The following is a 20,467-nucleotide window of genomic DNA, read 5'->3' on the forward strand; positions in this document are numbered from 1 at the left end:
GGATCAGCCGAACTTCCGCTGGGCATCGAGCGCCAGGCCGAGCCCGACCGAACCGAACATGTCGCCTTCGATGACGGAGGCCTGCGGCACCAGTTCCAGGATATGCCGCCTCGCCAGCGGGATTGCCGTCGATCCGCCGGTCAGGAACACGGCGGTGATGTCGGAAGCCTTTACACCAGCGTCGCTGATGGTCTGGCCGACCGTCGCGGTCACTCTGTCGATATCGCCGCCGATCGTCGCTTCGAGGCCTGCCCGCGTGATTTCTGCGGCGAAGCGCGCGTCGGGAAGCGGGACCTGCACGCCGGCCGAGGGTTGGTCCGTCAGTGCGATCTTGGCCTTCTCGACCAAACCTGCCAGCGCATGTCCGTAGCGATGTTCGACGATATGGATGAAGCGGTCGACGAGGTCGGCGCGTTCAGCCTCGAAGCGGATTTGTCTCAGATGCGTCATCGCCCTGGCGGTGTAGACGAGGTTGATGCGCTGCCATGTCGCCAGGTCGATGAAATAACTGGCCGGCAAATTGCGCTTGCCGTCCTTGGTCGGCGTCAGATAGCCGAGCTGCGGCATCACATGGGCGATGCTGAGCAGCCGGTCGAAATCGGTGCCGCCGATATGGATGCCCCGGTTGGCCAGGATGTCGTCCTTGCGATCGGTCGAGCGGGCTCGCTCGGGCGAGACGCGCACGATCGAAAAGTCCGACGTGCCGCCGCCCATGTCGACGATCAGCGCCAGTTCCTCGCGCGTGACCTTCTGTTCGTAGTCGAGCGCCGCGGCGATCGGCTCGAACTGGAAGGCAATGTGCTTGAAGCCCTGGATGCGCGCTGCGTTCTCGAGCTCGCCTTGCGCCTTCGCATCGGCTTCCGTGTCGTCGTCGACGAACTGCACCGGACGCCCAAGCACCACGTTTTCGACGGGCGCCTTGGCATCTTCCTCCAGCCTCCTTTTCAAGTGGCCGACGAACAGCCCGACGATCTCCATGAAGCCGATCGAGCGCGCCTTGATGCGCGTCTTCTCATGCACCAGCGAGCTGCCGAGCACGCTCTTCAGCGAACGCATCAGGCGGCCTTCGATGCTGTCGGTATAGTCGGCGATGGCCCGGCGCCCGAAATAGGTGTGGTTGTCGTCGAAGTTGAAGAACACAGCACTTGGCAGCGTCACCTGGCCGTCCTCCAGCGCCACCAGGCGTGGCTGCCCGTTGCGGATCACGCCGACGGTGGAATTGGACGTGCCGAAATCGATACCGCCGAATGCTGGTCGCATCGCAGTTTCCTGTCGTTTTTTCTGGGGCAGCGGGACGGAGCCTTGTCAGCCGCGCCAATGTCCGGGTGACCGGACCTTTCTGCCGAACCGGATTGTGATGTGCGCTTGTTGCGCCGGGAGGCGGCGGTCTAGCGCATGAGCCCGCAAAGGGGAACAGGCTTTCGCGAGGAAATCTAGTCTTTGCGGAAGATCAGCCTTCCAAGCCAGCCAGTGAGCATGGCGAGCGATACGGCGAAGACGCCGTAGAGGAACGAATAGTCGTGCGCGACGCGGAAGATCGACTGTTCGAAACCGGATTTGCGGATTTCGAGCTGGGCCGAGCTCTCCTTGATGAACATGCCGCTCTTGAACAGGAAGGCGCGGGCCTTGTGGGTGCCGACCGGGACATTGGGCGCCAGCCTGACGGTGGCGCGAAACAGGTTCTGCGACAGGAACTGCACGCCGCCGACATTCTCGCTGTAGAGGCCGGTCGCGGTCTTGCGGTCCCTCAGCGCGGCGGTGAACTCCTCGATCGTCGCCGGGCTGTCGGTCACGTCAGCTGGCTTCATGTAGAGATTGGAGGCACCGAGCGAGAGCTGCTTGTAGCTGTTCGGATCGGTGACATCCTGCAGCGGGCGCGTGGTTGCCACCGAATAGGAGACCGGCACGTTCTCGAACGTTTCCGACTCCAGATTGATCCAGACGCCAAGCACCCTGTCCTTGCGCCGCACGACCACCGGCCGTGGCGGGCCTTCGAGCACGACGATCACGTCGTAGCGCCCTTGGCGCGCGACGAGCGGATCGGCATTTTCCAGCGAACCGAAGATGGTGAGGTCGGCGCCGGAAAATCCGGCGGTGATCGACACGGCATCCGTGGACAGCCCGATCTGGATGCTTTCGGCCGGCGGCGTCTGCGCTACCGCAGGCAATGCGGCGGCGACGAGCGACAGGAAAGCAGCGGCTGCGAACGCTTTCAGGCCCGCCATCAGTTCAGGCCCGCGGCGGACAGCGAATAAAGATTGGGCGGGGTGACGAACAGATCGATGGCAAGCCGGATGGCGACCGCCAGCACCAGCATCGCCAGCAGCGCCCGCAACTGTTCGCCGCGCAGCTTCTGGCCGGCCTTGGCGCCATATTGCGCGCCGGCGACGCCGCCCGCCATCAGCAGGAAGGCAAGCATGACATCGACAGTCTGGTTGGTGGTGGCGTGGACCAGCGTCGTGTAGGCCGAGGTGAAGATGATCTGGAACAGCGAGGTGCCGATGACGACATTGGTCGGCACCTTCAGCAGATAGATCAGTGCCGGCACCATGATGAAGCCGCCGCCGACGCCCATGATCGACGACAGGAAGCCGATGCCGGCGCCAAGCCCTAGCACCGGGATGACACTGACGAACAGTTTCGAGGCCCTGAAGCGCATCTTCAGCGGCAGCCGGTGGATCCAGTTGTGCTGGCCGGATTTCTTCAGCACAGGAGCGGCACCGCTGCGGGTGGCGCGCAGCGCGTTCACGCTTTCGACCAGCATCAGACCGCCGACCGTGCCGAGCAGCACGACATAGAGCAGCGAGATGAACAGGTCGAGCTGCCCCAGCCGGCGCAAAAGCGCAAAGACAAAGATGCCGCCGGTTGAACCGACAATGCCGCCGGCGAGCAGCACCCCGCCGAGTTTAAAGTCGAGCGTGCCGCGCTTCATGTGCGACAGCGCGCCCGAAAACGAGGAGGCGATGACCTGGTTGGCGCCGGTGGCGACCGCGATCGCCGGCGGGATGTTGTAGAAGATCAGCAGCGGGGTGATGAGAAAGCCGCCACCCACCCCGAACATGCCCGACAGGAAGCCAACCGCCGCCCCCATGGCCAGCAGTACGAAGACGTTGACGGAAATTTCCGCGATCGGGAGATAGATGCCCACCCGTCAGTCTCGATCAGTTTGCCTGTCGGCGATTGCAGCCGTTGCGGCAGTGTCGCACCGAAAAGCCAATTTTTTCTTGCGCCGACGGCGCGGCCGGGGTGGAAACCCATGCCGCGCCGCCGAAACAAAAAATCATCTCAATCAGTTAACAGGCAAATGTGTGGCAAGGGCGTCGCGGAAGCGACGCATATGCCGTTATTTGCGCGCCAGCAGCGCCTTTACCAGATCCGCGTCGATTTCGCCGGTCGCCTTCATCTTGTTATCGGTCTGGAAGGCTATGATCGCATCTTTGGTCTTCTGGCCCATCACACCGTCGGCGCCGCCGGCCTCGTAGCCGTTCTTGTTGAGGATGAGCTGGATGTTTTTGACCGCCTTCTTCATGTCGATGCTGGCGGTCGTCTGCGGCGTGCCTTCCTGCCAGGATTCGGGGATGTCGGCCGAATTGGCCGCCTGGTCGAGCGGCTTGGCCTTCCACAGCTCGGTGGCGGAGCGCGCCCGCTCCAACTGCTCGGGCCGCAGCGCATTGGCGATCTCGTCGCGCTTGGCCGCCGCATCCTTGTCGCCGGTCTTGGCGACGAGCGCGAACCATTTGTAGGATTCCTCCAGGTTCTGCTTCATGCCGACGCCCTTGGCGGCGAGGATGCCGAGATTGAACTGGCTGTCCTTGACGCCGAGGTCGGCCGCCGCCTGGAACCAGTGCGCCGCCGATTCATTGTCGGTCACGCCGTCCGCGGCCATGGCTAACAGCACGGCCAGATTGTGCATGGCGCTGGCGTTGCCCTGCGCTGCCGCCATCTGGTACCAGGTCTTGGCTTTCTTGATGTCGCGCGCGACGCCGATGCCCTTTTCGTAGAAATTGCCGATACGGTATTCCGCCGGCGCGAAGCCGAGGTCAGCCGATTTCTCGTACCATTTGGCGGCTGCCGCCATGTCTTCCTTGACGCCGCGTGACTCGGCAAAGCGCGAGCCGACCTCGAACAGCGCCTTGGCGTCGCCGCCGACGGCCGCATCGCGCAGCGCCTGCGGGCCGGCATCGGCCGGAATGTCGATCTTGGCCGCGGCTGCTGCCGTGGCGGTATTGGCGGGAGGAACGGCACCCGTGGTGTCCTGGGCCGGGGTCGGTGCGACCGGCGTGGCAGCCATTGGCTGGCTGTCCGCATCCGCCGCCGCCGGTTCCGCGGCCGCAGGTGCTGAGGCCGCAGCAGTTGGCTCCGTCGCATCGGAAGGTGCCGCTGATTCCATGGGGGCCGGCGCCGGCTCGGAAACGCCATCCATGGGCATATCGGCGCCTGATGGCGGGGCGGAGGCGGGTTGCGCCAGCATGTCGTCCTTGACTGTCGGCTCGGACGGCTCCGCTTGTCTGACGGCACGGGCCGGCGCGTCCTGCGCCATGGGCTCTGCCTTCGGCTCGCTTGCGGCATTGACCGATGCGGTTTCCACCGGCTGCGGGGCGATGATCGGTGCAATGTCGTTGCTGGCCACCGGGGCAGGGTCGGAGAAGAAGGCTTTGCCCAGCTGCAGGCCGGCCAGCGCCAGCATGATCGCGGCCGCCGCCATCAGGATCGGCTTACGCCGCGCCTTGAGCAGGTCGCCGATCCTGAGCGCCTTGACCGGTCCACTCATCGTCGACTGGCGCTTCAAAGCGTCGGCTTCGGCGGCGGCGGCTTGCGCGGCGCGCCTGGCAGCGGCGATGAAATCCGACTTTGCCGCGTCGCCCTCGCTGCGCTTGACCGGCTGGCCGCGCTCGTCGCGCACGCGCTTCATGATGGCGTTGAGGTCGGGTGCGCCGGAGCCTGGCTCCAGCGGCCGGTTGGCAAGCTTCGGGTCGAGCGGCTCGTCGAGATCGACGCTCGGTATGTCGGTATCGGGCGCCGAGCCGGCAAGCGGCGGCATATCCGTGTCCTTCTTGCCCCTGAAGGCGCGGGCCAGTCCGCCGAACATCGATTTCTTGCGGCCGGTCGTGTCTTTCTTGTCGGCGATCGTGTCCGAGCCGAGCGCCGCCATGGCGGCCGCGGCAGCCGCTTCAGCCGGCGAGCGCGGCGCAGGTTCGCCACGCATGACCGGTTCGCCACGCGTAGCCGGTTCGTTGCGCAGGATGGCGGCGGCGCGGCCATCGAGGTCGGCCATGTCTCCGGTCAGCGGCAGCGGCTGGTCGATATCCATCGACGGTGCGTCCTGCACCGCGATCTTGGAGCCGCGTGCACTCCGCTTGGCTGTTGGCTGCGGATCCACGAGTTCGCTGACGGCCTCAATCGGTTCGCTGGTTTCCAGCGAGCCCAGACGATCGACGATCTTGAGCAGCGTGTCGTGGATGGCCTCGAAGGTGCGCGAATTGCGCTCGTCCGAGCGGCGTGTCAGGGATTCGAGCGTCTTCAGGTCCTGGGCGAGGCCGCTGACGGCCGCCGTGTTGGCACTCGTATCGGCCATCGAGCGCACCGCGCTCTCGGCCGCCTCGCGCGCGGCGCTGAGGATGGAATCGCGGGTTCCGGCCAGCGACTTCTCGATCTCGTTGAGGCGCGGGCTGATATCCTCGAATTCCGGCAGCGGCGTGCCGGGCTTGGTCAGATGCGCCGAAAGGCCGGAAACCTGCGCCTCCAGGCTGCGGATGAGTGCCGGGTCGATGCCGGCGACCTGCGCGGCCGACGATTCCAGCCGGCTTGAAATGTCTTCGAGTCGGCTCTCCAGGCCACGGATCGCCGCTTCATTGGCGGGATCGGGAACCCGTGTCTCCAGGCGCTTTGCCAAAGCGGTGAGGCGGGCGTCGATGGCGTCCATGATGCCGGCGCTGTCGGCCTGCGGCATGCGCTGGTCCAGCCTGTCGGCAACTTCCTCCAGCCGCCGCTCGAGATCGCGAAACAGCATGTTGCCCTGTTCGATCGCGTCGCCCTGGCGGCGTTCCATGATCCCGGACAGCGCGTCGAAGCGCTGTTCCAGACCCTGGAAGATATAGTCGGCGTCCGGCATGGCCGGCGCGCGGTCTATTCTGTCGGCGATCAGCGCGATCTGCTTGCCGAGTCGCTCCATCGCCTGTTCCGGCAGGTTGGCGCGGCCGGCCAGTTCGTCGACACGGCTCGACAGCATGTTGAGGCGGTCGATGACTTCACCGCTTGGCTGAGCCTGCGTGACCTCTTCGATCTGCTGCGCCAGCGAGGCGATCCGCCTCTCGATGCGCTCGAAGGGCTCGGCATCGAAGGCGTTGGCCTGCGCGGCGACGGTCGAGGCGACGATGGCGCGTGAAATCTCGTCCAGCCGCTCGTCGATCATGCCGAACGTGTCGCTGCTGCGATTGCTCTGCTGGCTGACGAAATGGTCGACGGCGCCGGCAAGTGTGCGGACCTTTTCCTCCAGCGACCGCAGCGACAGCGATTCCGGCAGATTGTTGACCGCACTGCTGATCTGCTCGAGCCGCTCGGTCAGCGCCGAAAGGCCGGCACCGTCGGAGCGCTTGCGCTGATCGGCGTCGACGCGGTCCTCGAAAGCGCTCCAGCGGCGGTCGAAGTCGTCCCAGCGGCGATCGACCGCCTGCACGCTCTCCTCGCGCGCCAACGTGTCGAGTGCCGCCTTGACCTGCTCCACCTCGAGCCGCAGCATGTTGACGCTTCTGTCGTCGCTCTTTTCGGCCAGCGTCTGGATGGCGCCCGAAAGTCGCTCGAATTCGACGCCGAGTTCGGCGCTGCTCTTGCCCGCCTGGCCGCCCGATTGCCCGCTTGCCTGGAAGGCCCGCTCGATGTCCTTGCGCAGCGCGTCGAATTCGCGCTTGAGCCCGGCGGTCATCTGGTGGCGCAGTTCCTCGCGCAGGCCTCGCAATTCGCCGGCGATCTTGCCGACCACGGCGACGCTGTCCTCCTGGCCGCGCACGCGGTCGATGTCGCGTGCGATCGCCTGATAGTTCTGGTCGAAGGCAGGTGCTGACGGCGCCGGGCTCTTCGGCCGCGGCGCGGGCTGTGGGTCCTCGTACCAGCGCTGCTGGTTATAGGGCTGGGCGCTGGCGTAACGCGGTTCGGCTGCAGGCCGGCGCGGTTCGAAACGTTCGGCGGTATCCTCGCGCGTCCGCTCCAGCCGCTGTTCCAGCGTTTCGAGGGAGCGGTTCAGCTGCTCGAGCGTGGTGGTCGGCTTGCGCTGCCTGCCGGCATTGAGTGTATCGAGATAGGACCGCTTGCTGTTCATCGATGCGCCCGTGTTCAGAATGGCCGGCTCGTGACCGGATTCCCCAAAGTCCTGCCGGGAACGAAGACGACCGCGCGGTTCTGCTGCGGTGGAAGACGAGCCTCCCGGGTTTTCACCCGCGCTTCGAAAAACCGTGAAAAATTCGCTACAGGATAAACACGGGTGACCGACATGCGCACATTTCACCCAACGTGGTAAACAACGCGTTAACCAAGCTTAAGAAGTTGCAACATCCTTGACGGGCTGCCTGTCGGGTGCGGCATAAAGTTCTGGCCCGAGAACGCCCTTGCGTCATGAGACGGCTATCGGTATAGCATTGACGTAAACGTAAACGGTGCGCAGATCCCGCCTTTTGCGATTTGTTTGTTGAAACCACGACTGGAAGCATGCCCCCGCTTCCACTCAGGCGACGCAAGGTCCCGGACCGCGATGCCACCAGACGGGGAAAGCCAGTGACCATGAAACTTGTTTCGCCCGGCGAAGCCGCGGCCAATACCAATGACATACCGAGCAATGCCGGCGAGGATCTTGTCCGCATCGGCGAGATGGCCAAAAAATACGGCGTCACGCTGCGCACCTTGCGCTTCTACGAGGATAAGGGCCTTCTCAATCCGCAGCGCGACGGTTCGACCCGTCTCTATACGCGCCGCGACAGAGCAAGGCTGAAGCTGATCCTGCTCGGCCGCAAGGTCGGGTTCTCGCTGCGCGACGTCAAGCAGATGATGGATCTCTACGATCCGACCGGTTCCAACACCAAGCAGTTGCGGCTAGCGCTGGACAAGTCCGAGAAGCAGCTTACCCGCCTGCAGAAGCAGCGAGCGCTCATCGAGGATGCCATCAACGAGCTCAGCGGCTCGATGGCCGCCGTGCGGCAGATGCTCGCCGAGCGTTCGGCGCCGCAAGCCAGCGCGGCCAGCTGATCCGCCGGCATTAGGCAAACCGCCTGACCAATGAGAGCCGCGCGGCCCGTGCCGCGCGGCTCTTTGCATTACTTTCCTCACGAAGAGATGCGTCCGCTGCGCTGGCGTCCTTGACGCCGGACCGCTACCGTCCCGATGCACGATGCCAGGGAAAATTTGTCGCAACGGCAAAAATTGACGTTTACGCAAACGTCAATTTTTGCTATCCGGGCTTCAACATTGGTCCGTCTGCCGCGCACGGCACGATTTTGGGCCAAGACCGCATGGTGGAGGAAACGCATGCCGATCTACAGGGCCCCGGTCCAGGACACGCTGTTCGTTCTCAACGACGTACTGGGCTACCAGCGCTATTCCAATCTTCCCGGATTCTCCGACGCGACGCCCGATGTAGTCGAGGCGATCCTCGCCGAAGGCGCCAAGCTCGCAGAGAACGTCATGCACCCGTTGAACCGTGTCGGCGACATGGAAGGCTGCGTGCGCCATGACGACGGCTCGGTGACGACGCCGAAGGGCTTCAAGGAAGCCTTCGACCAGTATCGCGAAGGTGGCTGGATGGGGCTGGCCGCACCGGTCGAGTTCGGCGGCCAGGGCCTTCCCTATGCGGTGCACACCGCGGTTGCCGAATATATGGTCTCCGCCAACATGGCGCTGATGATGTACCCCGGCCTGACGCAAGGCGCGATCGCGGCCATCATCACCCACGGCACCGACGCGCAGAAGGCGACATGGCTGCCGAAAATGGTCGAGGGCGCCTGGACCGGCACCATGAACCTGACCGAGCCGCATTGCGGCACCGATCTAGGCCTGCTGCGCACCAAGGCCGTGCCCAACGGCGACGGTAGCTACAAGATTTCCGGCCAGAAGATCTTCATCTCGGCTGGCGAGCACGACATGGCGGATAACATCGTCCATCTGGTGCTGGCCCGTATCGAAGGCGCGCCGGAGGGGGTGAAGGGCATTTCGCTGTTCATCGTGCCGAAGCTCAAGCTCGATGGCTCGGGCAATCCCGGCGAGAAGAACACGCTCTCCTGCGGTTCGATCGAGGAGAAGATGGGCATCCACGGCAATTCGACCTGCGTCATGAACTATGACGAGGCCGAAGGCACGTTGCTCGGCGAGGCCAATGGCGGGCTGAAGGCGATGTTCACGATGATGAACGAGGCCCGTCTCGGCGTCGGCCTGCAAGGGCTTTCGCTGTCGGAGATCGCCTACCAGAACGCCGTGTCCTACGCCAAGGACCGCCTGCAGGGCCGTTCGCTGTCAGGCGCCAAGGCGCCGGACAAGAAGGCCGACCCGATCATCGTCCATCCCGACATCCGCCGTGCGCTGATGACCATGAAGGCCTTCAACGAGGCCGGCCGCGCGCTGGCGCTGTGGACTGCGATCAAGTCCGACATCGCCCACCGCTCGGGCGACGACAAGGATCGCCAGTCGGCGGACGACTACACAAGCCTGCTGACGCCGGTGGTCAAGGGCGTGCTCACCGACAAGGGCTTCGACCATGCCGTCATGGCGCAGCAGGTGTTCGGCGGCCACGGCTATATCGAAGAGCACGGCATGAGCCAGTTCGTGCGCGATGCCCGCATCGCCATGATCTATGAAGGCGCCAACGGCATCCAGGCGCTCGACCTCGTCGGCCGCAAGCTCGCGCTCAACGGCGGCCGCGCCGTGCAGGCCTTCTTCAAGGAGGTCGGCGAGTTCTGCGAGGAAAACCGCGCCGACGAGAAGATGGCGCCCCTCACCAAGGCGCTGAAAAAGGGCCTCAACGATCTGCAGGCGGCGACCATGTGGCTGGTGCAGAACGGCATGGCCAAGCCCGACAATGCCGGTGCCGCCTCGACCGACTACATGCATCTCTTCGGCCTGGTGGCGCTGGGCTATATGTGGGCGCAGATGGCCAAGGCGGCCGGGGTGAAACTGGCCGACGGCGCCAACGGTCCGGCGTCCTTCTACGACAACAAGCCGGTGACGGCGCGCTTCTTCATGGAGCGGATCATGCCGGAGACCTCGGCACATCTCGCCCGCATTTCCAGTGGCGCGGACACGCTAATGGCGCTGCCGGCGGAAGCGTTCTAGGTTTGGCGGGCCGGTACGCCGGCCCACAATTGTCGGAACGCGGAGGAAATCGTGGCGACAAATCCAGCCGAAGTTCTTGGCCTGCCGAAGCCCGCCTGGGCGGCGGACGAGGTCGGCATGCTCTACGACATGGCGCATCGCTTCATGTCGGAAGAAATCGCGCCGCGCTACGACGAGTTCGAGAAGAACGAGATGGTCGACCGCGAGAGCTGGCTGAAGGCCGGTTCCGCCGGCCTGCTCTGTGCCTCGATGCCGGAGGAATATGGCGGCTCCGGCGGCACCTTTGCGCATGAGAGCGCCATCATCGAGGCGATCGGCCATGTCGGCGTCGACGGCTTCGGCATCGGCCTGCACAATTCGATCGTCGCCCCCTACATCCTCCACTACGGCTCGGAGGAGCAGAAGAAGAAGTGGCTGCCGAAGCTGGCGACCGGCGAGTTGATCGGCGCCATCGCCATGACCGAGCCGGGCGCCGGCTCCGACCTGCAGGGCGTCAAGACGCGCGCCGAAAAGGACGGCAACCAGTACAGGATCAACGGTTCGAAGACCTTCATCACCAACGGCCAGCTCGCCAATTTCGTCATCGTCGTCACCAAGACCGATCCGGCCAAGGGCGCCAAGGGCACGTCGCTGATCGTCGTCGAGACCGACGAGGTCGATGGCTTCGAGCGCGGCCGCAACCTCGACAAGATCGGGCTCAAGGCCAACGACACGTCGGAGCTGTTCTTCAACGACATGCGCGTGCCGACCGCCAACCTTCTCGGCCATGAGGAAGGGCAGGGCTTCATCCAGCTGATGCAGCAATTGCCGCAGGAGCGGCTGCAGATCGGCACCGGGGCGATTGCCATGATCGAGCGCGCGCTGGCGCTGACCATCGACTACGTCAAGGAGCGCAAGGCCTTCGGCAAGGCGATCATCGACTTCCAGAACACCCAGTTCAAGCTGGCCGAGCTGAAGACCGAGGCGACCATCGGCCGCGTCTTCTACAATGACTGCGTTGCCCGCCACATCGATGGCGGCCTCGACCCGGTGACCGCCTCGATGGCCAAATACTGGCTGTCCGACCTGCAGGGCAAAGTCGTCGACGAATGCCTTCAATTGCATGGCGGCTATGGCTACATGAATGAATACCCGATCGCCCGCATGTACCGCGACGCCCGCGTCCAGCGCATCTACGGCGGCACCAACGAGATCATGAAATTGCTGATCGGACGCTCTCTCTGAGCAGCTTTCAGCGAACCCAAGGAGCATGAAAATGGCCGAAGCTTATGTCTACGACGCCGTGCGCACGCCGCGCGGCAAGGGCAAGAAGGATGGCTCGCTGCACGAGGTGCCGGCGGTAAGGCTGGGCGCCAAGGTGCTGGAGGCGTTACGCGACCGCAACGGGCTCGACACCGGCGCCGTCGACGACATCATCTTCGGCTGCGTCGACCCGGTCGGCGAGGCCGGTTCCGTCATTCCGCGCGCCGCCGCTTTCGAGGCCGGCTACGACACCAAGGCACCCGGCATGCAGCTCTCGCGCTTCTGCGCGTCCGGCCTTGACGCCATCAATTTCGGCGCCGCCAAGATCGCGCAGGGCGCCGACGAGATCGTCATTGCCGGGGGCGTCGAATCGATGTCGCGCGTCGGCATGGGCGCGTCAGGCGGCGCCTGGTTCATGGACCCTTCGGTCGGGCTGCCCGGCTGGTTCGTGCCGCAAGGCATCTCGGCCGACCTGATCGCCACCAAATACGGTTTTTCGCGCGATGACGTCGACGCCTATGCGGTCGAGAGCCAGAAGCGCGCCGCCAAGTCCTGGGCCGACGGCCGCTTCAAGAATTCGGTGATCCCGATCAAGGACCAGAACGGCCTCACCATCCTCGACCATGACGAGCACATGCGGCCCTCGACCGACATGCAGTCGCTGGCCTCGCTCAACCCGTCCTTCGTCATGCCCGGCGAAATGGGCGGCTTCGATGCCGTCGCGGTGCAGAAGCACCCCGAGGTCGAAGAGGTCAACCACGTCCACCATGCCGGCAATTCGTCCGGCATCGTCGACGGCGCCGCCGCCGTGCTGCTCGGTTCCAAGAAGGCCGGCAAGGCGATGGGGCTGAAGCCGCGCGCCCGCATCCGCGCCTTCGCCAATATCGGCTCCGAGCCGGTGCTGATGCTGACCGGCCCGGTCGACGTCACCGAGAAGCTTTTGCAGCGCGCCAAGATGAAGCTGTCGGACATCGACCTGTTCGAGCTCAACGAGGCCTTCGCCTCGGTGGTGCTGCGCTACATGCAGGCTTTCGACATCCCGCACGACAAGATCAACGTCAATGGCGGGGCGATCGCCATGGGCCATCCGCTTGGTGCCACCGGCGCGATGATCTTCGGCACCGTCCTGGACGAGCTGGAGCGCCGCGACCTCAACACCGCGCTGGTGACGCTGTGCATCGGTGCCGGCATGGGCACCGCAACGATCATCGAACGCGTCTGATTTTCGGCCGGAAGGAGAAAGACATGACCTACACAAACTTCACGGTCGACACCGACGCCGACGGCATCGCGCTGGTCACCTGGAATATGCCCGACCGCTCGATGAACGTCTTCACCGAAGAGGTGATGAACGAACTCGACAAGATCATCGACCAGGTGGTGGCCGATGCCGGTATCAAGGGCGCGGTGATCACCTCGGGCAAGGACAGTTTCTCGGGCGGCGCCGACCTGACCATGCTGCAGAAGATGCTGACGGTCTTTGCCAAGGAGAAGTCCAAGGATCCGGAGAAGGCGGCCAGGCTGCTGTTCGACAGTGCCGGCCGCATGACCGGCCTGTTCCGCAAGCTGGAAATGTCGGGCAAGCCCTGGGTTTCGGCGATCAACGGCACCTGCATGGGTGGCGCCTTCGAGCTGTCACTTGCCTGCCATGGCCGCGTTGCCGCCGACTCGGACAAGGTCAAGATGGCCCTGCCGGAAGTCAAGGTCGGCATCTTCCCAGGCGCCGGCGGTACGCAGCGCGTGCCGCGGCTGACTGACCAGCAGCAGGCGCTGCAGATGCTCACCACTGGCCAGACGCTTTCGCCGCAGAAGGCGAAGTCGATGGGCCTGATCCATGAGATCGCCGAACCCAAGAAGCTGGTCGAGACCGCCAAGGCGATGATCAGGAACGGCCTGAAGGCCGTCCAGCCCTGGGACGAGAAGGGTTTCAAGCTGCCCGGCGGCCAGATCTACTCGCCCGCCGGCTTCAACCTGTGGCCGCCGGCCATCGCCATCCTGCGCCGCGAGACCTATGGCAATTATCCGGCCGCGGCCGCCATCCTGAAATGCGTCTATGAAGGTCTGCTGGTGCCGTTTGATACCGGCCTGCGCATCGAGCAGCGCTATTTCACCGAGATCATGCAGAGCAAGGAAGCGGCGGCGATGATCCGCTCGCTGTTCGTGTCGCTGCAGGAGCTGAACAAGGGCGCCCGCCGCCCGGCCGGCGTGCCGGAGACGAAGTTCAAGAAGATCGGCATTCTCGGCGCCGGTTTCATGGGCGCCGGCATCGCCTATGTCACAGCCAAGGCCGGCATTCCGGTGGTGCTGCTCGACCGCGACATGGAGTCGGCCGCCAAGGGCAAGGCGCATTCCGAGAGCCTGGTGTCGGACCAGGTGAAGAAGGGCCGCGCCAAGCCCGAGGAGAAGGACAAGCTCCTGTCGCTGATCACGCCGACGGCCGACTATGCCGACCTTGCCGGCTGCGACCTCGTCGTCGAGGCGGTGTTCGAGGATTCGGCCGTCAAGAAGGCCGCCACCGAACAGGCGGAAGCCGTGCTGAAGCCGGCTGCGATCTTCGCTTCGAACACCTCGACCATTCCGATCACCGCGCTGGCCAAGAACTCGGGACGGGCGAAGAACTTCATCGGCATCCACTTCTTCTCGCCGGTCGACAAGATGATGCTGGTCGAGATCATCCTCGGCAAGAAGACCGGCGACAAGGCTTTGGCCACCGCGATCGACTTCGTGCGCGCCATCAAGAAGACGCCGATCGTCGTCAACGACACGCGCGGCTTCTACGTCAACCGCTGCGTGCTCCGCTACATGTCGGAAGCCTACAAGATGCTGATCGAGGGCGTCCCGGCGCCGATGATCGAGAATGCCGCCAAGGCGGCCGGCATGCCGGTCGGCCCGCTGGCGCTGACCGACGAGACGGCCATCGACCTTGCCCAGAAGATCATGAAGCAGACCATCAGGGATCTCGGCGACAAGGCCGTCGATCCCAGGCAGATGGCGCTCATCAACACCATGGTCGATACCCATGGCCGCGCCGGTCGCAAGAATGGCAAGGGCTTCTACGACTATCCGGCGAAGCCAGCCAAGAAGAAGCTATGGCCTGGCCTGAAGGACCTCTATCCGCAGCTCAAGCCGGAAAAGGTCGATTATGAGGAGCTGCAGCAGCGCCTGCTGGTCACCATCGCCCTGGAAGCCGCAAGGGTGATGGAAGAGGGCATCGTCACCGATCCGCGCGAGGCCGATGTCGGATCGATCCTCGCCTTCGGCTTCGCGCCCTTCACCGGCGGCGCGCTGTCCTATATCGACGGCATCGGCGCCAGGCAGTTCGTCAAGATCGCCAAGGGTCTGCAGAAGAAATACGGCGCCGAGTTCAAGGCGCCCAAGCTGCTGCTCGACATGGCCGAGAAAGGCGAGACCTTCTACGGCCGCTTCGACCCCTATGCCAAGGGCGAGGTAAAGAAGGCCGCCTGATCCGCGGATATGTATGTCTGGGCGCGTATGGCGCGCATGATGGCCACGGCGTCTGGCCGTGGCCCTTACCGGATAGGTGGCGAGAGCCGGCTGGCCTTTCGCTGCCTGCCGACCGATATCGACTTCAACAACCATCTCAACAATGCGCGCTACATGATGCTGGCCGACCTCGGCCGCATCGACATATTCCTGCGCGCCGGCCTGATCGCACTGGCGCGCAAGAATGGCTGGGCGCCGATGATCGGCGGGCTGCAATCGACCTATGTACGCGAGATCCGGCTGTGGCGGCACTTCGAAGTGGTGTCCTCGATCGAGACCTGGGAAGGCACGCAGGTCATCGGCAAGCATCGTTTCGTGCTCGACAATGGCGAAACGGCTGCGCTTATCATGACCACGGGCGGCGTTTACGATCGTCGCGGTCGCCGCTTTCTCGACATTGACGAGGTTGTGGCTGCGCTTGGCCGTTCTGCTCAACCACGCCCACCCACCGAGGCCGAGCGGAAGTTCATGGCCTCCCATCAGGGCCTGCGCGGCCTGGCCAAGGGACCGGCCTGATCAGGCTGGCCGCGCGTGTGGCGAGCGACGCGCGGCGCTGCCGCTTTGTTGACGATCCGCCACCTCGCGGGTGGACAATCGAGCGGTTGCGGACTAGAAAGGAAAGGTATTTTTTCCTGTTCCGGGGGAGAGCGAAGTGCTCTCGCATGACCGTGTCTGGGCCGCCATCGATGCTCTCGCCGAGCGCTATTCGCTGTCGGCTTCGGGCCTGGCAAGGCGTGCAGGGCTCGATTCGACCGCCTTCAACAAGTCAAAGCGACTGTCTTCGGATGGGCGGCCGCGCTGGCCCTCGACCGAATCGCTGGCCAAGATCATCGAGGCGACTGGTGCTTCGCTCGACGAATTCACCGGCCTGGTCGAAGGCCGCGACAAGACCGGCCATGCGCCGGCGCAGCGGTCTTCGGTGCCGCTGCTCGGCTTCGCCCAGGCCGGCGCCGGTGGCTTCTTCGACGATGCCGGCTTTCCGGCGGGGCAGGGCTGGGATCTGATCGAGCTGCCTGCCCAGGCGACCGAAACCTCCTATGCGCTGCAGGTCCAGGGCGATTCCATGCTGCCGCTCTACCGCAATGGCGACGTGCTGATCGTCGAGCCGGGCGCCGCCACCCGCAAGGGCGACCGCGTCGTCGTGAAGACCAACGCCGGCGAGGTGATGGCCAAGGTGTTGGATCGCCAGACGACGAAGTCGATCGTGCTGATCTCGCTCAATCCCGAGCATCCGGATCGCGATATCCCGATGCGCGATGTCGAATGGGTGGCGCGGATCGTCTGGGCAAGCCAGTAGGTGCGGCTGTTCCATCTCGCCATAGCCGCCCTGGCGGTCCCGGCGATGGCGGCCCTGGTCGTCGCCGGCGGTCGCACCGTGCAGCGTGGCGAAGGCAGCGGTACTGTCACTGTCGACCAGATCCAGGCAGACGTCGACGCTGCGCCCCAAGAGCCGGCCACCTCGGCCATTCCCGGGCCGCAGCCGATAAAGCCGGCACCCCATTCCAGGTCGATCGATCCCGAAATGGTGGCGCCGCCCCCGCTCACCCCCGAAGAGCTTCAGCGGGTCGAACCGCGCGCGCCGTTGAGCGACCTTGCGCTGGCCGGCCCGCCCAAGCCGCCCAAGCTGAAGATGCCCGACGACTGGAACGGCACAAAACTGTTCCAGCCGGTGGCGTCAGCCGCCGGCGTGATCGAGGCGAAGGGCTATTCGGTCGCGCTTTCGGGCGTCGATGTCGTCGGGCAGGACGAGACCTGCACCGATGACGGCAAGGACTGGGCCTGCGGCATCCGGGCGCGCACGGCGTTCCGGGCTTTCCTGCGCGGCCGGGCGGTGGTCTGCACGGTGCCGCCCGAGGGCGGCCGCGACGTGATCACCGCCGAATGCCGCATCGGCAAGCAGGATGTGGGGCAATGGCTGGTCGAGAACGGCTGGGCCCGCGCCGCCGAGGGCGGCCCCTATGTCGAGGCCGGCGAGAAGGCGCGCGCGGCGAAAAAGGGCATCTTCGGATCAGCGCCGATCCTTACCGGCCTGCCGCCGGTTCCGCCGGCACCGAGCTCCGCGCCTCAGGCGCCGGGCTCCATATTGCAGGAAGAGGACGGCGTTCTTACGCCGCCAGTTGACCAGCCAGCGCCCGCTCAATGAGCGCGCGCGTTTCGGCAATGCCGTAGAGCGCGGCGAACGACCCGAAGCGCGGCCCGCGCTCCTGCCCGATCAGCACCTGGTAGATCATCTGGAAGAAGGCAACGGAAACGCCGGGACCACCTTCCGGGCTCTGCTTGGAATGGTCCTGGTAGCGCTCGATCCGGCGCGCAACGTTGAGGGCCGCGTTCTGGATCGCCTCGCCATCGGCTGCGGCGGGAAGCGAGGCCAGCGCCTCCGAGAGCTTGCCCAGCGCTTCGCGCTCCACCGCGTCGGCGGCCCGGTAGACCTTGGCCGGCTTCACGAAATCGTCGAAGTAGCGGATCGCATAGCCCGTCAGCCTGTCGAGCTCGGGATGCGTCTTCGGGGTCACGCCCGGCGCGTGGCGCGAGATGAAGCCCCACAGCACATCCTTGTTCTGCGCGTTGGAGGCGCTGACCAGGTTGAGCAGCAGTGAGAACGGCACCGGCAGGTCGATTGCCGGAGGGTTGCCGTAATGCATATGCCAGACCGGGTTGCCCAGCCGCTCCTTCCAGTCCTGCCGGGGATAGGCGGCAAGGAAGGTGTAATACTCGTCCACGGCCCGCGGGATGACGTCGAAATAGAGCTTCTTGGCCTGCCGCGGCCGCTGGTACATGTAGAGCCCGAGGCTTTCCGTCGGCGCATAGGCCAGCCACTGATCGATGGTGATGCCGTTGCCCTTCGACTTCGAGATCTTCTGGCCGTTCTCATCCAGGAACAGTTCGTAGACGAAATGCTCCGGCGCCCGTCCGCCCAGAATGTTGCAGATGCGGTCGTAGACCACCGCGTTCGTCTGGTGGTCCTTGCCGAACATTTCGAAATCGACGCCCAGCGCCGCCCAGCGCATGCCGAAGTCAGGCTTCCACTGCAGCTTCACCTTGCCGCCCCTGATCGAAAGCGTGGTCTCGGTGCCTTCGTCGTCGAAGGTGATGGTGCCGGCCTTGGCGTCGACATGCTTCATCGGGACGTAGAGCACGCGGCCGCTCTTCGGCGAGATCGGCAGGAACGGGCTGTAGGTGGCCTGGCGCTCCGGCCCAAGCGTCGGCAGCATCACCGCCATGATCTCGTCATAGCGTTCGGCCGCGCGCAGCAGCACCGCGTCGAAACGGCCGGCCTTGTAATACTCGGTCGCGCTGGCGAACTCGTAGTCGAACCCGAACGTGTCCAGGAAGCGGCAAAGCATCACGTTGTTGTGGTCCGCGAAGCTCGCAAAGTCGCCGCCGAACGGATTGGGCACCGACGACAGCGGCATATGCAGATACGGCTCGAGCGCGGCGCGATCCGGCACGCTGTCGGGGATCTTGCGCATGCCGTCCATGTCGTCGGAGAAGCACAGCAGCTTGGTCTTGACCGCGTCCCTGGTCAGCACGCGAAAGGCGTGGCGCACCATCGAGGTGCGCGCGACTTCGCCGAAGGTGCCGATATGCGGCAGGCCGGACGGCCCGTAGCCGGTCTCGAACAGGACGGTTTCCGGAAAGTCCGTGTTCTTGTAGCGCTCGATGATCTTTTTGGCTTCCTCGAACGGCCAGGCCTTGCTTTCGGCCGCCGCCACAAGCATCTCGGGATTGAGATCGATGATGTTTGATCCCGCCATGTCACTGTTTCCAAGTCGTTCGCCGGCGCCGCCGGAAGGGAGTTTTTCAACCGGTCTCTAGGCGTGCCTGCCTTGGGCGTCAACGATGGCGGCTGTTTTTCCTTGCGGCACCGATATCCTGTTCCTAACTACGAGGCCCTTTCAAGGAGTTACCGAATGCCGTTGCCGTCCCCGCATGAAGCGCTGATCTACCTGATGGTCATCACCTCGGCTTCCGATCGCGACATGACCGATGTCGAACTGGCGCGCATCGGCGACGTCGTCCGCACCTGGCCCGTGTTCGAGGATTTCAGCCACGACAGGCTTGTCGGCATCGCCCAGGATTGCCAGAAGAGCCTGCACGAAAAGGGCGGCCTGGAAGGTGTTCTCGCGCGTGTCGCCGAAGCGCTGCCCGAAAGGCTGCGCGACACCGCCTATGCCGCCGCCTTCGAGGTCGCCGCCGTCGATCTCGAAATGCGCCTGGAGGAAGTGCGGGTGCTGCAGCTTATCCGCCTGAAGCTCGATCTCGACACGCTGACCGTCGCAGCCATCGCGCGTGCGGCGAAGGCCCGGCTTAGGACCCTCACTTAGCGAGAGGTTCTGCGCATCAGAAGAAACTGACCGGGAAATAGCGCAGATAGAATTCGGCAAACGTACCTTTCACCGAGATCTCCTGCAGCGCGTAGTCCATGGCCGCGGCCAGTGCCGGATCGCCGGCCCTGGTGGCGATGGCCATGCCCGATCCCAGATATTCCGGCGCCAGATACGGCCCCCCGGCGAAACGGCAGCAGCCCGCCGCGTCCGTGCCGCCCAGCCAGAAGGCGAAGCGCATCCCGTCGCCGAAGGCGGCGTCTATCTTGCCGGCCTTGAGGTCGCCGTAGAGCTTTTCCGGGCTGTCGAGAGGGACGACCTGAACGGCGCCGAAATAGGCGCGCAGCATGCGCTCATGCGCCGAGCCGGCGATGACGCCGACGCGCTTGCTGCGCAACTTGTCGAAGATCGGTTCCGCGAAGGCCGTTGTTTTCGGCATGATGAAGCGCGCCGGAAACTGCAGATAGGAGCGCGAGAAGGCATATTTGGATCGGCTCTCCGGCGTGGCGGCGATGCCGGCAATGATGGCTTCGCCTTCGCCCTTCTGAAGCGCCGCGTCGAGCTCGCCCCAGGGCAGCGCCTGGATCTGGCACTTTTCGGCGATGCCGAGTTCGGCGCAGATCGCCCGTGCCAGATCGACGTGGAAACCGGACAACCGGCCGGCGCCGTCGAGAAAGTTGAACGGCGGAAAATCGGTGGTGGTGAGGAATCTCAACCGCGGCAGCGCGGAAAGATCGGGCTTCGGCAGCCGCTCCTTGGCGTCCCACAGCACCGGCACCTGCGGCTGGGCGGCGGCGGCGATGCCGGCAAACGACTGCGCCCCGACCAGTATCGATACCAGAGCGAGGAGTATCCACCGCAATGTCACAATAGAGCTCCGCCCGTCATGCTTTCGGCTTTTCGTACGAAAATGGCGCAGGCACAATGGTTTTTGATTTCAACTTACCGATTTAGGCGTATGGTTTAGCGGGTTTGCAAGTAGCAGCGCGGCGCCGGCCGAAAGGGAGGCATTCGCCAGCGTCACGAAAGCGGTGCAGCTTTGCAATCCGGGGTTGATGGCGAGGCGCGTCTCGGGCATCTACCAT

At 64.6% G+C, this 20,467-nt stretch carries 15 protein-coding genes; 9 read left to right on the top strand and 6 right to left on the bottom strand.

Annotated features, from left to right (window positions below; all coding sequences use genetic code 11):
• Positions 1-3: 3 nt before the first annotated feature.
• The 4 genes from ACFX5Q_RS17590 to ACFX5Q_RS17605 form a co-directional block, all read right to left on the bottom strand.
• Positions 4-1,260, bottom strand: coding sequence for an Hsp70 family protein (locus tag ACFX5Q_RS17590; protein WP_404280021.1), 1,257 nt, complete (start codon positions 1,258-1,260; stop codon positions 4-6).
• A 173-nt stretch (positions 1,261-1,433) separates the two neighbouring features.
• A complete protein-coding gene (locus tag ACFX5Q_RS17595; RefSeq protein WP_404280024.1) occupies positions 1,434-2,225 on the bottom strand; it encodes a TIGR02186 family protein in 792 nt (263 codons plus the stop codon).
• Complete coding sequence (locus ACFX5Q_RS17600; RefSeq protein ID WP_192179184.1) at positions 2,225-3,148, bottom strand: sulfite exporter TauE/SafE family protein; 924 nt, start codon at positions 3,146-3,148, stop codon at positions 2,225-2,227. Before ACFX5Q_RS17600 ends, ACFX5Q_RS17595 begins: the two co-directional genes overlap by 1 nt.
• Before the next feature lie 195 nt (positions 3,149-3,343).
• On the bottom strand, positions 3,344-7,315 hold the full coding sequence (locus tag ACFX5Q_RS17605; protein ID WP_404280027.1) for a peptidoglycan-binding protein: 3,972 nt from the start codon (positions 7,313-7,315) through the stop codon (positions 3,344-3,346).
• Between the two features lie 458 nt (positions 7,316-7,773).
• On the opposite strand from ACFX5Q_RS17605, the gene ACFX5Q_RS17610 reads away from it, so the two are divergent.
• The 8 genes from ACFX5Q_RS17610 to ACFX5Q_RS17645 all read left to right on the top strand — a co-directional run bounded on the left by ACFX5Q_RS17610 (position 7,774) and on the right by ACFX5Q_RS17645 (position 17,200).
• On the top strand, positions 7,774-8,235 hold the full coding sequence (locus ACFX5Q_RS17610; protein WP_404280258.1) for a MerR family DNA-binding transcriptional regulator: 462 nt from the start codon (positions 7,774-7,776) through the stop codon (positions 8,233-8,235).
• A 279-nt stretch (positions 8,236-8,514) separates the two neighbouring features.
• Positions 8,515-10,311, top strand: a complete 1,797-nt coding sequence (locus ACFX5Q_RS17615; protein ID WP_404280029.1) for an acyl-CoA dehydrogenase — start codon at positions 8,515-8,517, stop codon at positions 10,309-10,311.
• A gap of 51 nt (positions 10,312-10,362) precedes the next feature.
• Positions 10,363-11,535: an acyl-CoA dehydrogenase family protein gene (locus ACFX5Q_RS17620; RefSeq protein WP_404280032.1), complete on the top strand. Its 1,173-nt coding sequence runs from the start codon at positions 10,363-10,365 to the stop codon at positions 11,533-11,535.
• 31 nt (positions 11,536-11,566) lie between these two features.
• Positions 11,567-12,775, top strand: a complete 1,209-nt coding sequence (locus ACFX5Q_RS17625) for an acetyl-CoA C-acetyltransferase (protein WP_404280034.1) — start codon at positions 11,567-11,569, stop codon at positions 12,773-12,775.
• Positions 12,776-12,798: 23 nt separating this feature from the next.
• Positions 12,799-15,018, top strand: a complete 2,220-nt coding sequence (locus ACFX5Q_RS17630) for a 3-hydroxyacyl-CoA dehydrogenase NAD-binding domain-containing protein (protein ID WP_404280037.1) — start codon at positions 12,799-12,801, stop codon at positions 15,016-15,018.
• A gap of 9 nt (positions 15,019-15,027) precedes the next feature.
• Positions 15,028-15,573: a thioesterase family protein gene (locus ACFX5Q_RS17635; RefSeq protein ID WP_404280040.1), complete on the top strand. Its 546-nt coding sequence runs from the start codon at positions 15,028-15,030 to the stop codon at positions 15,571-15,573.
• A gap of 136 nt (positions 15,574-15,709) precedes the next feature.
• Positions 15,710-16,354, top strand: coding sequence for a helix-turn-helix transcriptional regulator (locus ACFX5Q_RS17640; RefSeq protein WP_404280043.1), 645 nt, complete (start codon positions 15,710-15,712; stop codon positions 16,352-16,354).
• The gene (locus ACFX5Q_RS17645; protein WP_404280046.1) at positions 16,355-17,200 is read left to right on the top strand and encodes a thermonuclease family protein; all 846 of its coding nucleotides are present in this window, start codon (positions 16,355-16,357) and stop codon (positions 17,198-17,200) included. It abuts the gene before it with no gap.
• On the opposite strand, the gene ACFX5Q_RS17650 is transcribed toward ACFX5Q_RS17645, so the two are convergent.
• Entirely contained in the window at positions 17,163-18,812 is a 1,650-nt protein-coding gene (locus ACFX5Q_RS17650) for a lysine--tRNA ligase (RefSeq protein WP_404280048.1), read from the bottom strand. The genes ACFX5Q_RS17645 and ACFX5Q_RS17650 overlap by 38 nt on opposite strands.
• A 156-nt stretch (positions 18,813-18,968) precedes the next feature.
• On the opposite strand from ACFX5Q_RS17650, the gene ACFX5Q_RS17655 reads away from it, so the two are divergent.
• Entirely contained in the window at positions 18,969-19,382 is a 414-nt protein-coding gene (locus ACFX5Q_RS17655; protein ID WP_404280050.1) for a tellurite resistance TerB family protein, read from the top strand.
• A gap of 16 nt (positions 19,383-19,398) precedes the next feature.
• On the opposite strand, the gene ACFX5Q_RS17660 is transcribed toward ACFX5Q_RS17655, so the two are convergent.
• On the bottom strand, positions 19,399-20,244 hold the full coding sequence (locus tag ACFX5Q_RS17660) for a transporter substrate-binding domain-containing protein (RefSeq protein ID WP_404280260.1): 846 nt from the start codon (positions 20,242-20,244) through the stop codon (positions 19,399-19,401).
• Positions 20,245-20,467: the final 223 nt, after the last annotated feature.

Source organism: Mesorhizobium sp. IMUNJ 23033 (genome assembly GCF_044778005.1).
In the GTDB taxonomy this organism is placed as follows: domain Bacteria; phylum Pseudomonadota; class Alphaproteobacteria; order Rhizobiales; family Rhizobiaceae; genus Mesorhizobium; species Mesorhizobium amorphae_A.